Below are 14,135 nucleotides of genomic sequence, written 5' to 3'. Positions count from 1 at the left end.
AAAGATTATGAATAAAGAAGGCAGAAAACTAATTGCAAATAATAAAAAAGCTTATCATGAGTACTTTCTCGAGGAAGAGTACGAGGCAGGAATAGAGCTTCACGGAACTGAGGTCAAGTCTATGCGACTTGGTCAATGTTCCATAAAGGAGGCTTTTGTGCGTATTGATAATGGTGAGATGTTTATTTATCAGATGCACGTAAATCCATATGAAAAGGGCAACATTTTCAATAGAGACCCACTTCGTCCTCGTAAGCTTTTGCTTCACAAGTCAGAGATTAATCGCTTGCTTAGCAAAATCAAGGAAAATGGTTATACTATCGTTCCTATTGAGGTTTATCTTAATAATGGCCTTGTAAAGGTAAAGGTTGCCTTGGCTAAAGGTAAAAAGCTATACGATAAGCGTGCTGATATTCAGAAAAAGGATATGAAGCGCGAAGCAGAAAGAGACTTTAAGATAAGGAATTTAGGCTAATGAAGATTATACTTGCATCAAACTCACCAAGAAGAAAAGAACTTTTACAGCAGGTCGGTATCGATTTTGAAGTGCAGGCTGCCAATGTAGAAGAAGTTACAGACAAGACTAAGCCAGATGAAGTCGTTATGGACTTAAGCCTACTTAAGGCAAAAGCTATCGCTGACAAGAATCCTGGCAGGGTTGTTCTGGCTGCAGATACAGTTGTTGCCTACGATGGCAAGATACTTGGAAAGCCCAAAGATGAAAAAGATGCATTTTTAATGCTTTCGCGCTTGTCAGGAAATACTCATCAGGTGTATACTGGAGTGGCTATCGTTGACGAGACAGGAAATATCAATACATTCGCAGAATGTACTGAAGTTGTTATGTATGAAAACAGTCCTGAATTGATTAAAAAATACATCGCTACAGGCGAGCCAATGGATAAGGCTGGTGCCTATGGCATTCAGGGCAAAGGTGCTGTTTTAGTTAAGGAGATTAAAGGTGATTACAATAACGTTGTTGGTTTACCTTTGGCTAAAGTTTATAGGTCGCTGTAAACTTTAATAAGGGCTAGTAATGGTTTCGACAGGGGTCATGCAGCGGAAGAAGCGAGTCCCACGGTAATGGGTTAAATGGCCAAACTTAAAATTAAACGCTGAAGATAATTTAGCATACGCTGCCTAGTTGCGGCAGTCTGACCTAGGGCACCTACACCTTAGGACCCAGACTTCGACTCTGTAGGAAACGACGCTATCAAAGCTTTGCGATAGTGGGCGTATCATGAAGCTACTAAAGCACATATCTTGTTTGTAAGAGCTGTGTGGAGGGAATGTAAAATTACAAACTACACTCGTAGAAGGGCCGGGAATTGGCTTTTGGACACGGGTTCGACTCCCGTCTAGTCCACTTTTCTAAGTCTCATTTCACATTGTGAAATGGGACTTTCGTTATATTTAACAGAAATTACGTTCTAAATTGTCGAGGCTCCTTTCGGATGTTAGAATTAAATCATAAAGGGTGGAGAGTAATATTATGGCAAAATCTACACGACACATGACAAACGAGGAGCGTAGAGCTTATCGTAAACGAAGAAAACTTATACGAAGAATCCAGGTTTATTCTGAACTTGGAGCAATTTCTTTAGCCATCGTTATTATCGGTGGTCTAATTGTTTCCCATATAAAAGGTACTGATGATACTATGCGAGTTGCTGCAGAGGAAAGTGTTTCTGAGTCTGCTTCTGAGTCTGAAGAGGAGGAAACTACTGGCCTTAAGGTGACAACAGGTGCTTCTACAGATTCTAGCCAGGATACAACAGAGACTGAATCAGAAGAAACAAGTAGTTCTTCTGGCGTATACTCGGCATCAGAGACAGACTCGACTGTTTCTATTGGCGGAGATGTAGTCAGTGAATATGCTATTTTAATAAACAATGACACAAAGGAAATAGTTGGTACTAGAAACTCCTATGAAAAGATTGTTCCAGCATCTATGACTAAGGTTATGACTGTGCTTGTGGCAGCAAACAATCTTACAGAAGAGCAGCTAAATGAAACTGTTACTATGTCCCACGAAGCTATTGATTATTCATATGCAGGTGGTGGTTCTACTTCTGGTTTTGTTGAGGATGAAGAAGTTACTGTTAAGGATTTGTTCTATGGAACGATTCTTCCTTCAGGTGGCGATGCTGCGGCTCAGCTGGCTATGTATGTAGCAGGAGATGTAGATAGCTTTGTTACTATGATGAATGAAGAGGTTTCGGCATTAGGACTTACTGGTACACATTTTACTAATCCAGTTGGATTCCACAGTGATGATCATTATAGTACACCATATGATATGTCTATTATTATGATGGCGGCATTGGACAATGAGTTATGCAAAGAGGTTCTTACCACTAAGGTTTATAATTCTACAGGTACAAATGTTAATCCTGAGGGAATTACAATATCAAATTGGTTCTTGCGTAGAATTGAAGATAAGGATATTGGAGGCACCATTGAGGGTGCTAAGACAGGATATGTAGATGAATCTGGAAACTGTGCTGTCAGCTCTATGATAGCTGATGATGGAACTGAATACATATGCTGTACAGCAAAGTCTTCAAGCTCGTGGAGATGCATTTATGATCACGTAGATATATATAAGGCCTACACGCAGTAGGCCTTTTCTTTTTATAGATATTCTTTGATTTTGTTGATTGAATCGATAAATGCGACAGGTGAGAATTCCTTTAAATCTTCCATATCGCGGAATCCATATGTACATAAGATATAATCGAGCCCTGAGTTGATTGCAGTGGCAGCATCTACATCAGAATCGCCAACATATAAAACTGACGATTTATCTTTTATATCTAATGCTTCAAGAGCTAGATTGATTGGCTCTGGATCAGGCTTTCTTTTGTGACTTCCATCATCACCAATGACAATATTAATATATGGCTTAAAGAAATCATCTAGTAATGAGTTGCTGGCTGTTTGCCCCTTGTTGGTAACGATTGCCATTTTGATACCCATTTCAGATAGTTCTTTAGTAGTTTCAAGGATTCCATCATATGGCTTTGTTTTGATGCGATTGTGATTGTTGTAGTAATCTACAAAGTCAGCGAAAAACTGGTCAAATTTATCGTAATTTTCGCCATCAGGTAATGCTCTTACAACAAGCATTCTAAGTCCGTTTCCAACGAATCGTCTGACGTTTTCAATTGGATGAGTTGGCAATCCATATTCTGTAAGTGTATGATTAATGGAATCAGTTAAATCCTCAAGTGTGTACAAAAGTGTACCATCTAAGTCAAATAGTATTGTGTCGTATTTCATAGTATTAACCTTTTCTTTCTATTTTCTTCTAATTGTTATATAGCTATTATAGGTATTTGTAAAGGAAAAATATTGAATTATTAGTATGCCTTTGTTATGATTTTTTTACCGGCTAATTTAGGAGGACATGATGGAATTTTATATTAGAGAGGCTGAAATTGCCGATGCCGCTGCCATTTGCGACATCTACGGATACTATGTTGCAAATACTTTTGTTACTTTCACAGAGGTAAATGGCTCGGTTGAAGACTACGAACAGTCTATTATCGAAACAAAAAAGGATTATCCTTACATCGTTGCTTGCGATTCTGAAGGCAAGGTGATTGGTATGGCTTATGGCGGCAGGGTTCGTCATCATGATGCCTACAAATATTCAGTGGAGACTACTATATATTTAGCACCTGATGTTCCTAAGCAATCTGGAATAGGAAAGGCCTTATATGGTGAGCTTCAGAAGCGTCTTTCTGATATGGGATATAAATTCATGTACGGAGTTATTACAGATGACAATGAGCCTAGCATCAAGTTCCACCAGGCTTTGGGATTTGAAGAGGTAGGTCATTTTACAGATATTGGTTACAAATTCGGAGAATGGAAAGGGATAGTGTGGTATAGAAAGCAAATCGGTGATTTGAACGACATGCCTCACTAATAATGGTTATGAAAAGAGCGCTTAGATATATATTGGTATCTACATTATCAATATTTTTTACTTTGATTGCAGTCGGCATTATTTACATAGTTGCTGATACACATAGCAGAATACAGGTTCAAGAAGGTGAGACTTATTCCAGTGCTCAGGTTGAGGAGCTTGTTGATGAGGCAAAGGCTGAGGGCCAGAAAAGTGTTCTTGATTCTATCAAAGAATCATTAGAAGAGGGGAACACAATTATTTCGGTTTTGAAGTCGCTATATCCTGAATATATTGTTGTTGCAGCAAATTCCAAATACAATTTTGTTCCAGTTAATGATTCGCTTCCTAAGAATTCTTTTGATATCAATAATCTTCAAGAGGATGAAAATGGCATTTATTCTTATGTAGTGGACGGCCAGGTTGTTTCTAGAAAAGGAATAGATGTTTCTTCTCATCAGGGTGATATCGATTGGGAGGCAGTTGCTGCCGATGGTGTTGAGTTTGTATTTGTAAGAGCTGTCTACAGAGGATATGGCACAGGCAAAATCGTCGTAGATGAAAAATGTATCGAAAACATCGAAGGCGCCCAGGCAGCAGGTCTTGATGTTGGAGTTTATGTATTTTCACAGGCTATTTCCCAGGCGGAAGTTTTAGAGGAAGCATCCACTGTTCTTAATCTTTTAGATGGATATACACTTCAGCTTCCAATTGTATTTGACGTAGAAAAGGTAAGCGATAGCGAGGCTAGAACAAATAGCCTTACAGTAGAAGATAGAACAGCACTTACTATTACATTTTTAGAGGCTGTCCAGAATGCAGGATATGATTCAATGATTTATCATAATACTGAAATGGGAGCGATGCTTCTAGATTTTACTCAGCTTACTGATTACAAGAAATGGTTTGCTGGTTATAACAAAGAGTTTTACTGGCCATATGAGTTTGACATATGGCAGTACTCTGAAACTGGTAGTGTAAGTGGAATAAATGGAAATGTCGATTTAGATATTTGGCTAGCCCAATAAAAGGCTAGCCAATTTTGTATTATCTTCTGGATTCATAAAGCAAATTCTAATGTATTTTTCACCAAGATAAGGGAATGTGGAACAATCTCTGATCATGAGACCTTGACGAATACATCTGTCAAATAAATCCCCACTTGTAATGCCGTCTTCTAATATTTTTAAAAGCATGAAATTGCCCTGTGGCTTATATGGCTTGAAACGGCTACTTTCATCAAAAAGCTTGAATAAGCGGTCTCTTTCTGATTTTATTAAATCTCTTGTTTCTTGAATGTAATCCTCATCAGTAAACATTAGAGTGCCGGCTATTACAGCGATTGAATTAATTGACCATGGATCTTTACGCTGGTTCATAATCTGCATTAAATCAGAATTAGAACAAATAGCATAGCCTAATCGAAGACCAGGGGCTGCAAAGAACTTGGAAGTTCCTCTCAGTATTGCGATGTTTGTATAGGTTCTGGTAAGGCTGACTGCAGATATTTCTTTTACATTTTCTGCAAATTCCACGTATGTTTCATCTACCATTACAAAAATATCGCTTTCCTTACAGGCATCAAGAATAAGACGCATGTCATGGACGTTGATTGCAGTACCGGTAGGGTTGTTTGGATTGCAAATAATAAGCATATCGATATCTTCTGATAACTTGCTTATAAAATGAGCTGGATCAAGTACGAAATCATTTTCTTCACGAAGAGGATAGTAGATAGTCTTTCCTCCGCATAAAGCGATTTCGCGTTCGTATTCTGAGTATGTTGGTCCCAAAATAAGAGCCTTTTTAGGCTGCTGAATCTGGATGAAAAGGGAAATCAGCTCTGTTGAACCATTTCCTACAATTATGTTTTCAACCTCTGTAGAGCAGTAGTTTGCAATGCACTGACGAAGCTGTACGTAATCTCTGTCAGGGTATGTTGTAATGCAATCGATTTGCTCCTTGATTCCTTCTCTTAATTTAGGAGAAATCCCAAGTGGATTAACATTAGCAGAGAAGCTAATGATGTTTTCTTTTTTAATTCCGTAGATTTGTTCAATTTTTTCTAAATCACTTCCATGGAAGTGGTCTTTGTGTTTAATCATGCCTATCACCTCGTTTTTTATATAGTAGCACCACGTTTAACAAATATCCATCTTTTTGTTTCTATTTCGTTTGAAAACACAACATGTTGTGCTATAATTTGAAAAGAATATGCTAGGATTAGTGGGTGTATACCTAATCCTTGGAATGTAGAGGAAGAATGTTTTGAGAAAAAGAATCTATCGAATATCAGAGGATAAATTCGATGACTTAAAACCAAATATAGAATTTGAAAGAGAACAGATAGAAGAGACATGCTATGTGGGCGATACATTTACTGGCAGTTTCTTCTTTAAGAGTCTTAACAACGTTAAAATCAGGGGCGTAGTCTATTGTACAAATCCATACGTGCAGGTTAGCGACCCTTGGTTTGACAAGGAAAACGTTCGTATCGAATATAAAGTGGACGATTTCAATTACAAATCAGGAGAGGCTCTTTCAGGTGAGTTCATTATTGTAGCGGTAGGAATTGAAAAGCACATTCCTTTTACCATTACATACGCTACTCGACCTTTAATCACTTCTGTTGGGGAAATTCATGATTTAAAGGCTTTTGCAGAGCTTGCTCAAAATCATTTCAGCGAAGCTGTTTCTGTGTTCTATTCAGAACGATTCGCTGAGTTCATTTCTGATTTAGATAAACGCACCAGATTATTATATCGTGGCTTCAAAGCAGCTCCGATTGCTGCTGTTAATGTAGACGAATTCCTTGTTTCTACAGGACTAAAGCCCAAAATGTCCTTTGATGTGCAGGAAAGATGTGACAAATACTACGAGGTTAATGAAAACATTCGTGGTGAAATAGAAATTGTTCGTTCTACATGGGGCTACATCGATGTAAAAGTTTCATGCGATGCTGATTTTGTGTCAGTTGAAAAAGAACATATTACATCTGACTTTTTCCTCGGCTCTATCTTCAATATGAATTATTACATTCACAAAGATAGAATGCATGAAGGTCTCAACTATGCCAAGATTTCTTTTGATTACAGAGGCATTCATAAGGAAATCACTATTATCGCATCATCTTTAAAAGAGGATGCTACTTTAGATTCTGAAAAGCATAAGAAGGATATGCAGATTCTTAAGGCATGTCGTCTCTACGAAGACTTTAGACTTCGTAAAATCACTACAGGCCAGTGGTGTCAGGAAACACTTTCTGTATTAGATTCCATTTCAGAAGAGGACGAAGAAGACAATTTTACTCTTTTGATGAGAGCGTTGGTTTATGTTACAAACAATCAAAAGCAAGAAGCTCTTTGGATTATTCAGGATTTGAAGCGAACTATCGAAGATAAAAGCAGCACACAGTGGGCTTTTCTTCTGTATATTTGCACCCTTATCGAAAGGGAAGAATCATACGTAGATAGGCTTACTGGCAACATAGAGTCTATTTATCTTGAGCATCCTGATGATGTTAGGCTTTTCTGGTTTTTGATGTTCCTGAGAAAGGAATACATAAAGAATCCTACTGCGAAGCTCAGGGACATTTCAGACTGGGTATCAAGAGGATTTGATTCGCCTCTTCTTTACATTGAGGCTTACTATATTTTTGTCCAGGATCCATATTTAATATCATCCTTCGACGAACTTACAATCAAAGTTCTTAATTGGGCTAGAAAGAAAAATGCAATTTCAAAAGATATTGCTATTCAGATGATTCATGTTATTGAATCTGAGAGGACCTACAATCCTAAAGCGCTTCCTATTATTGAAGCCTGCTATGAAATCTATCCTGATTTACAGTTTTTGCTTGCCATTGTTACCTATCTTTTAAAGGCAAACTACATCGAAGAAAAATTCTTCAAGTGGTTTAAAATGGCTATCGAAGCAAACCTTCATGTATCAGGCATTTTTGAGGCATACATGGAAGCTATGCCTACCTATTCTGTAGATAGGTTCCCACAGCTTCTTACTATGTTCTTTAAATACAACAACGATCTTTCTTATGAAAAGAAAGCACTTCTTTATGCCAATATTATTTTACACAGGGCAGAAGATAGTGATACCTATGATCATTATGAATCAGCTATAGAAACCTTTGCACTTGAGCAGCTAAAGCTTGGTCGTTTAGATGACAATCTTGCTGTATGTTATCAGCGTCTCATGGAGCTTGGAATTTTTGATAAAGAGGTTGCAAAGCTTGTTTCGGAACTGGCATTCAAAAAGAAGCTGGCCGTTATCAATCCGGATATACGTAGAATTTTCTTATATCAAGATGAGTTCAAAACACCTGTGATTGCTAATGTTTCAGATCATAAAGCTTATGTTAACTACATAGGCAGCGAAGGTGTTTTCTTCCTTGAGGATAATGATGGTTATCTGTTTGTAGATGATGAAGCATACTTTAAGGAAGACGTTATAGATGCTACTGCATATTTCAATACCCTTAAGGAATTGGCGCCACAGAGCATGGCTTTCGTTCTTATGGATTTAAATAATCTGGAAGATTCAGAAAGCATCAAAATGTTACTGGATTCTAAGCAGATTTCTTTGGATTATTTGCGTAGCATGTATCCAAAGATTATCAAGGTACTTCGTAAAAACGAAGAGGATGCTTTGATAGAGCGTCATTTTATGCATGAGGCAGATTTGAAATCTCTTAGAGCAGAGGTGATTGCCGATGTTCTTGAGGTGTTTGTCAGCCGCAGCAAATACGAGGAAGCCTACTACATGCTTCAGCATACAAACGGTTCTCAGCTAAGGCCAGAGGTTGCTACAAAGCTGTGTCAGTTTATGATAAATCAGGATTCTGAAAAAACAGATGATTTTCTTATCCTGATGACTGCTCATTTGGTACAAAAGGGATTTGTACATGGAGATATGATTAGGTATCTCATCAAATTCTATGTTGGCCCAACAGACGTCATGATGCTGATTTACAACAACGCTTATGAACGCGGTGAAGATGTTGTGGAATTCTCTGAAAGAATTCTTACACAGGTTCTGTATAGGGATTTCCTTTGCGATGGCATAATGGAAGTCTTTGATTCATATGTTGCTAGAAAGAACAACAAAATGATTGTCGAGGCTTTCCTTACATACGAAGCACATAGTTATTTGTCTGAGCACAAGGAAGTACCAGGAGAGATTTTCTCACATATTTACAATAGATATAAAAAGGGCCTTACGGTTAACGAAAGTATGCGAATAGCTCTTCTTAAGTATCTTTGTCTACAGAAAGACCTGGATGAAGATGATATGAGCATGTTGGATATGCTTTTGGCAGATGCCATTTTGCGTAACCAGTACTTTGGATTCTTTGTTAATTGCAATGAGAAACTAAAAATTAAATATCACTTGTATGACAAGCATTTCATAGAAATTGCTACTGATAAAAGAAAATCTGTCGTTATCACATACTCTATCAACGGTCAGGAGCCTCTTGAGGAGGACATGATTGAAATGTACGACGGATTGTACGTAAAGCAGTTTATCCTGTTTTATGGTGACGAGCTTAGATACGAAATCTATTGTGATGAGCTTTCAGAAGATCCTTTAAAGAGCGACACAATAGTTATGAGTGATGAGCCTGATGTTAAGAATGGCCGATTCGCTCTAATGAATAGTATCAGCCGCCACAACCTATACGAGGAAGCAGGAGAGCTTGCTGCTGACCTTAAGACTTATCAGGGCTTGGATGCTGTTACAAGAGATTTATTTACTATTATTTAATGGTGAAAGAGGATTTATATGGGAAATTCTGAGGGGGCTTATCTTGGCATAGATATTAGTGCCAGAAGCACAGTTCTTAGTATTTATAAATCAAATATGGATGAGCCGGCTACAGTCAGCACGATTCTTGGTGAGGAAAATTATTCCATCCCTACAGTACTTGCTAAGCGATACGGTATGGGACAATGGTTTTTTGGCGATGAAGCTATTAGCAAAAGCCGCACAAAGGAGGCTATGCTTGTAGACGATTTATATACTTTGGCTCTCAAGAATGAGGAAGTTTTTGTTGATGGAGAAAGCTTTCAAGCTAGAGAGCTTATGGTTATATATTTTAATAAGCTTTTTGCTATTCCAGGTCCTATGGCTGCCATGGGGGATATAGAAAAGCTTGTTGTTTGCGTAGATCAGGTAAATCTTGAGGTCATGGAATTGATGAATTATATCATCTCCAGACTATCCATAGATTCCAATAGGCTTATGCTTATCGACCGCAACGAATGCTTTTATTTTTATGCATTATCACAGAGGCCAGAGTTGTTTTTATATAGCGTAGCCCTTTTTGATTACAGCGGTTCAAACATGATTTCGTGTGTGTTGAATCGTAATCAAAGCACTCGTCCTCAGATGATTACACTTGATGTAGTTAATCATGGAGAGATTACCGACAATCGAGATGAAAAGTTTGATGAGATAATAGCTGACACTTTTGGAAGTACTTTGTTTTCATCAGTTTATCTTGTTGGGGACGGCTTTGATGGCGAGTGGATGAAGGTCAGCCTTGCTAGACTTTGCAAGGGCCGTAAGGTGTTCATGGGAAAGAACCTTTATTCAAAGGGCGCATGTTATGCAGGCTACACCAAGGATGGCAAACGCGACTGGCCTTTCATTTACATTGGCGACAACGATTTAAAGCTTAATCTTTCAATAAAGATTTTAGAAAATAATGTTATGAAATTTTTCACCCTTATCGATGCCGGACAAAGCTGGTACGATGCAAAGGGAGAGTGTGAAGTAATTCTGGATGGTGAGCCAGAGCTTGAATTCTACATCCAAAGGCCAGAATCAAGGGAAGCTCACACAGAGGTTCTTGAATTAACAGATATGCCAAAACGAGAAAACAGAACCACTCGTCTTCGAATAGAAGCAAGTCCTATTTCTGATGTGGCTGTATCTATCGTAATTACGGATTTAGGATTCGGAGAAATTTCTCCATCCTCTGGCAAAAGCTGGGAACACACTATTTCAATTAAGTAGGTAGTTTATGAGTACATTGATTTATTGCAAAAATTCAATAGCAGCTACACCTTATTACATAGAAGAAGTGTCTTTGAATGTATATTCTCTTGAGGAGCTTAGCTATTACATGCTAAATAATGTTTATTTGCTTTCTACTAAGCTGATGAACACGGAGCTTTGTAATTGGATTGGCAGAGAGCTTAAATTTCCTAAGCTTGCTAGCGAGCTTCAGTCAATGGTGCAAAACAATTCGCCTTTGCATATTTTTGTAGGCCATATTTTAAGCGCCAATGGATACGCTTCCAACAAAGAGATTAAGGATGCACTTTCTATTATTTCAACCTTTGAAAACAAATCGGAGGCCGAAAGACGTAAGCTTAGAGCTGATAGACTAATGCTTGGCAACAAGCTTGTAGATGCCATCTATGAATACGAGACTCTACTTGCTGAGGATGTTGCAAAGACAATGCCTCGTACAGTAGAAGGAGATGTTTATCACAATTTAGGATGTGCTTTTGCAAAGCTTTTCTTTTTTGATGAGGCCAGCAAATGCTTTGATGAAGGCTACAAACGTAATCAAAAGAAGCAGACTCTTTATTGTCTTTTATACGCAGCTCGCTGTGGCAAGGATAAGCTTGGATTTGAGGAGTATGTTGCTAAATATCAAGTCCCTAGAAGCGATGTAGAGGAAGTTTTGCAGATTGTTTCCAGGTCCACAATAAAAGAAGATATTGTTGGTTTTGATAGCGCTATAAATGATTTGCTTTATGGTGAATCGTCCCAGGTATCAAAGGAAACAATCCAAAATGTTATCAATAATTGGAAAGAAGAATATATAAAAATCTGCAGGATTTAATTAATATCCTAAAGGGAGAAATGTATGGGATTTTTTTCAAGTAGAAAAAAGAAAAAAGAACTTAGAGCAGCTAAAATTGATGATGCTTTTAACAGAGTTTATTCCCAAATCGAAGGAATCGATAGTTGGGAAGAAGATCCAAAGAAGCTTGAACATTATATTTTGGATTCCTGCGAGCAGATTATTGCATCCACTAAGGCTATGGAACGCCAAAAAATGGAGTATCGAATTGTTACTCGTTATCTTAATGATATAAAGGCTATAGAGAATCTGCCAAAGGAAAAAGCAAAGGAGCTTCGTAATACTGCGTCACGTATATGCGAATTGGAAAACAATCTTGTTAATGCAAGATCAATCCAGAGAAACATTACAGATGAACAATACGAAGTGATTTCTGATGATGAGGCTGATATGCCTGAAATCATTAATCGATTTGCATCAGACGAAATATATCAGGCAAAGCTTAAGCGAAATCTTGCCTATCTTGAAGGTGAAAAAAGTCGATGGGAAATCGAAAGAGAAGAGCTTCAGGGGCAGATTAAACTCTTTAGAAAGATGGCCGTTGCCATTCTTGCATCCTTTATGACGCTGCTTATTTTATTGCTTGCTATGTACAATGCAGCTCAGGCAGATATTTCTATCTGGGTGTTTATAGTTTTATTTATCTGCGCTGTTAGCGGATTTATTGTTTTTGTTCGTCAGAATACAATTGCCAGAGAAAACAAAGTTGCCATTGTTCATTTAAATCAGGCTATTAGCATGCTCAACGTAGAAAGGATGAAATACGTTAATGTGACCAATTCAGTTGAGTATTCGAAAGATAGATATTTTGTCAAAACTTCAGCCGAGCTTCAATACGTTTGGGAACAGTATCAAGATAAGCTTAGAGACCAGCAAAGATATATTCAAAACAATGAGGACCTTGAGTTTTACAATTCTAAATTGGAGAGAATTTTAGGTGAGATTGGACTTGCTGATGATAAGATTTGGTTGAATCAGGTAAATGCCCTTGTTGATAGACAGGATATGTCAGAATGCAGACATAGACTTGTTATGCGAAGAAAGAAGATTAGGGATAGATTAGATGACCATCGAAGAATTGTTCAAGAAGAAAGAGATGAAATAGATAGGCTCATGATTAACCATGAGCACTATCTACCTGAGATTCAGGAAATCATCAAATCAGTTGATAAGCTCTGTGGCACAAGCTCAAGCAGTGCCAGAAAGAATGCTTAATATTATTCTAAAATGAAGTCCATATAAACTGGATTGTGGTCTGAATATGCAAAGCCTGTATCTAATACATTTGAGTATTCAACCTTAACATTTGAAGAAACAATGAAACCATCGATTGTTAATACGAAGGAATCCTTGGTGTATGGTGTGTCGGCGTTTCTACATGATGGAACAGGATTTGCTTCATCAAGTGGTCCTACTACACTAAAGTCATCAGATAATAAATCTTCTGGGAATGGCTGGGCCCAATTAGCTTCGCTAGTTGTTCCAAAGTATGCAGATGAATCACCAAGCATATCTTTGTTCATATCGCCACCGGCAATAACGTAATTGCCAGCCTCAACCTCAGCGGTCATATCTTCGTTGAGCATGACAACCTGGTTTTCAGCAGTTGATGGATCTGTAGTGTATGCAGACAAATGAACATTGTATAAAACAAGCTGTTTGCCATTATCAAGATTAATATAGTTTTTGCAATAGCATCTATCCAGGTCGATGAACTTTGATAAGCCTTCTTCGATTGGAAGAGAGCGACGGATAGAGCTTGTTATTGTGGCTGGTGAAACTGTTAAAAGTCCAGCTTTTGACTTACCGTGAGGCTGAGTAAAAGGATACATCAAGAATGGACTATCATAATTTTGCGCGAAAGTGTAGTTTACATCACTTATATCAGCATCAGCTAAATCTGAAATGATAAGTTCTTTCTGATCTACGTGATAACTTCTTGTAGAATCGATATCAACTTCTTGGAAAAGCATTAAATCTGGGCCCAAAGACATAACGCTATTTACTGAGCCATTGATGTTATCGTACACAGCTTCTTTTGAGTATGCCCATGACTCTGTGCCGCCATCCATGAAGAATGAATAGTCTGCAGAGTATGCACCAAATCCAAGATTTGCAGATGATATTCGATAGGTTTCTCCGATTGAAAGAGTATCTGTAGATGTTGAACCTTCGATTTCGAGTTCTAGATTATCGTCTAAACGATAATACGAAGCGAATACATAAACTACATATCCGACAAGTAAAAGAACGATGATTAGTAGAATAATAAGAATGGTTTTTAAAACTTTTTTTGCCATATATTCTTTCCTTTCAGATGTTTAAAAATTC

Annotated in this window: 12 protein-coding genes and 1 other RNA gene; 10 read left to right on the top strand and 3 right to left on the bottom strand. The window is 37.8% G+C overall.

The features are described 5' to 3' along the window. Positions 1–7 precede the first annotated feature (7 nt). The 4 genes from smpB to T375_RS03135 all read left to right on the top strand — a co-directional run bounded on the left by smpB (position 8) and on the right by T375_RS03135 (position 2,623). Positions 8–475, top strand: coding sequence for an SsrA-binding protein SmpB (smpB, locus tag T375_RS03145; RefSeq protein WP_044934689.1), 468 nt, complete (start codon positions 8–10; stop codon positions 473–475). Then, on the top strand, positions 475–1,017 hold the full coding sequence (locus T375_RS03140; protein WP_044934687.1) for a Maf family protein: 543 nt from the start codon (positions 475–477) through the stop codon (positions 1,015–1,017). Before smpB ends, T375_RS03140 begins: the two co-directional genes overlap by 1 nt. Positions 1,018–1,027: 10 nt before the next feature. Continuing rightward, positions 1,028–1,369, top strand: a transfer-messenger RNA (tmRNA) gene (gene ssrA, locus T375_RS13405). A 123-nt stretch (positions 1,370–1,492) separates the two neighbouring features. Next, positions 1,493–2,623: a D-alanyl-D-alanine carboxypeptidase family protein gene (locus tag T375_RS03135; RefSeq protein WP_049960267.1), complete on the top strand. Its 1,131-nt coding sequence runs from the start codon at positions 1,493–1,495 to the stop codon at positions 2,621–2,623. A gap of 11 nt (positions 2,624–2,634) precedes the next feature. Here the strand turns inward: T375_RS03135 and T375_RS03130 are convergent, their stop codons facing one another. After that, positions 2,635–3,282: an HAD family hydrolase gene (locus T375_RS03130; RefSeq protein WP_044934685.1), complete on the bottom strand. Its 648-nt coding sequence runs from the start codon at positions 3,280–3,282 to the stop codon at positions 2,635–2,637. Positions 3,283–3,412: 130 nt separating this feature from the next. Here T375_RS03130 and T375_RS03125 point away from each other — a divergent pair, with 130 nt between their 5' ends. Both T375_RS03125 and T375_RS03120 read left to right on the top strand, forming a co-directional pair. Next, a complete protein-coding gene (locus T375_RS03125) occupies positions 3,413–3,934 on the top strand; it encodes a GNAT family N-acetyltransferase (RefSeq protein WP_044934683.1) in 522 nt (173 codons plus the stop codon). Between the two features lie 2 nt (positions 3,935–3,936). Next, positions 3,937–4,941: a glycoside hydrolase family 25 protein gene (locus tag T375_RS03120; protein WP_049960266.1), complete on the top strand. Its 1,005-nt coding sequence runs from the start codon at positions 3,937–3,939 to the stop codon at positions 4,939–4,941. On the opposite strand, the gene T375_RS03115 is transcribed toward T375_RS03120, so the two are convergent. After that, positions 4,930–6,018, bottom strand: a complete 1,089-nt coding sequence (locus T375_RS03115) for a pyridoxal phosphate-dependent aminotransferase (protein WP_044934680.1) — start codon at positions 6,016–6,018, stop codon at positions 4,930–4,932. The two genes, T375_RS03120 and T375_RS03115, sit on opposite strands and share 12 nt — an antisense overlap. Positions 6,019–6,181: 163 nt before the next feature. Between T375_RS03115 and T375_RS03110 the strand changes: the two genes are divergently transcribed. From T375_RS03110 to T375_RS03095, 4 genes are read left to right on the top strand one after another with little or no spacing between them, the layout of a single operon-like run. Beyond that, on the top strand, positions 6,182–9,691 hold the full coding sequence (locus tag T375_RS03110; protein WP_044934677.1) for a DUF5717 family protein: 3,510 nt from the start codon (positions 6,182–6,184) through the stop codon (positions 9,689–9,691). A gap of 18 nt (positions 9,692–9,709) precedes the next feature. Continuing rightward, positions 9,710–10,945: a DUF5716 family protein gene (locus T375_RS03105; protein WP_033154207.1), complete on the top strand. Its 1,236-nt coding sequence runs from the start codon at positions 9,710–9,712 to the stop codon at positions 10,943–10,945. A 7-nt stretch (positions 10,946–10,952) separates the two neighbouring features. Continuing rightward, the gene (locus T375_RS03100; protein ID WP_049960265.1) at positions 10,953–11,783 is read left to right on the top strand and encodes a hypothetical protein; all 831 of its coding nucleotides are present in this window, start codon (positions 10,953–10,955) and stop codon (positions 11,781–11,783) included. A gap of 24 nt (positions 11,784–11,807) precedes the next feature. After that, on the top strand, positions 11,808–13,019 hold the full coding sequence (locus T375_RS03095; protein ID WP_044934674.1) for an AAA family ATPase: 1,212 nt from the start codon (positions 11,808–11,810) through the stop codon (positions 13,017–13,019). Between the two features lie 2 nt (positions 13,020–13,021). On the opposite strand, the gene T375_RS03090 is transcribed toward T375_RS03095, so the two are convergent. Further along, a complete protein-coding gene (locus tag T375_RS03090; protein WP_044934671.1) occupies positions 13,022–14,104 on the bottom strand; it encodes an endonuclease/exonuclease/phosphatase family protein in 1,083 nt (360 codons plus the stop codon). Between the last annotated feature and the right edge of the window lie 31 nt (positions 14,105–14,135).

The organism is Pseudobutyrivibrio sp. LB2011 (assembly GCF_000701765.1).
GTDB classification, from domain to species: domain Bacteria; phylum Bacillota; class Clostridia; order Lachnospirales; family Lachnospiraceae; genus Pseudobutyrivibrio; species Pseudobutyrivibrio ruminis.
Note: the sequence above shows the minus strand (reverse complement) of the source record. Positions and strands in the feature narration are given on the sequence as shown.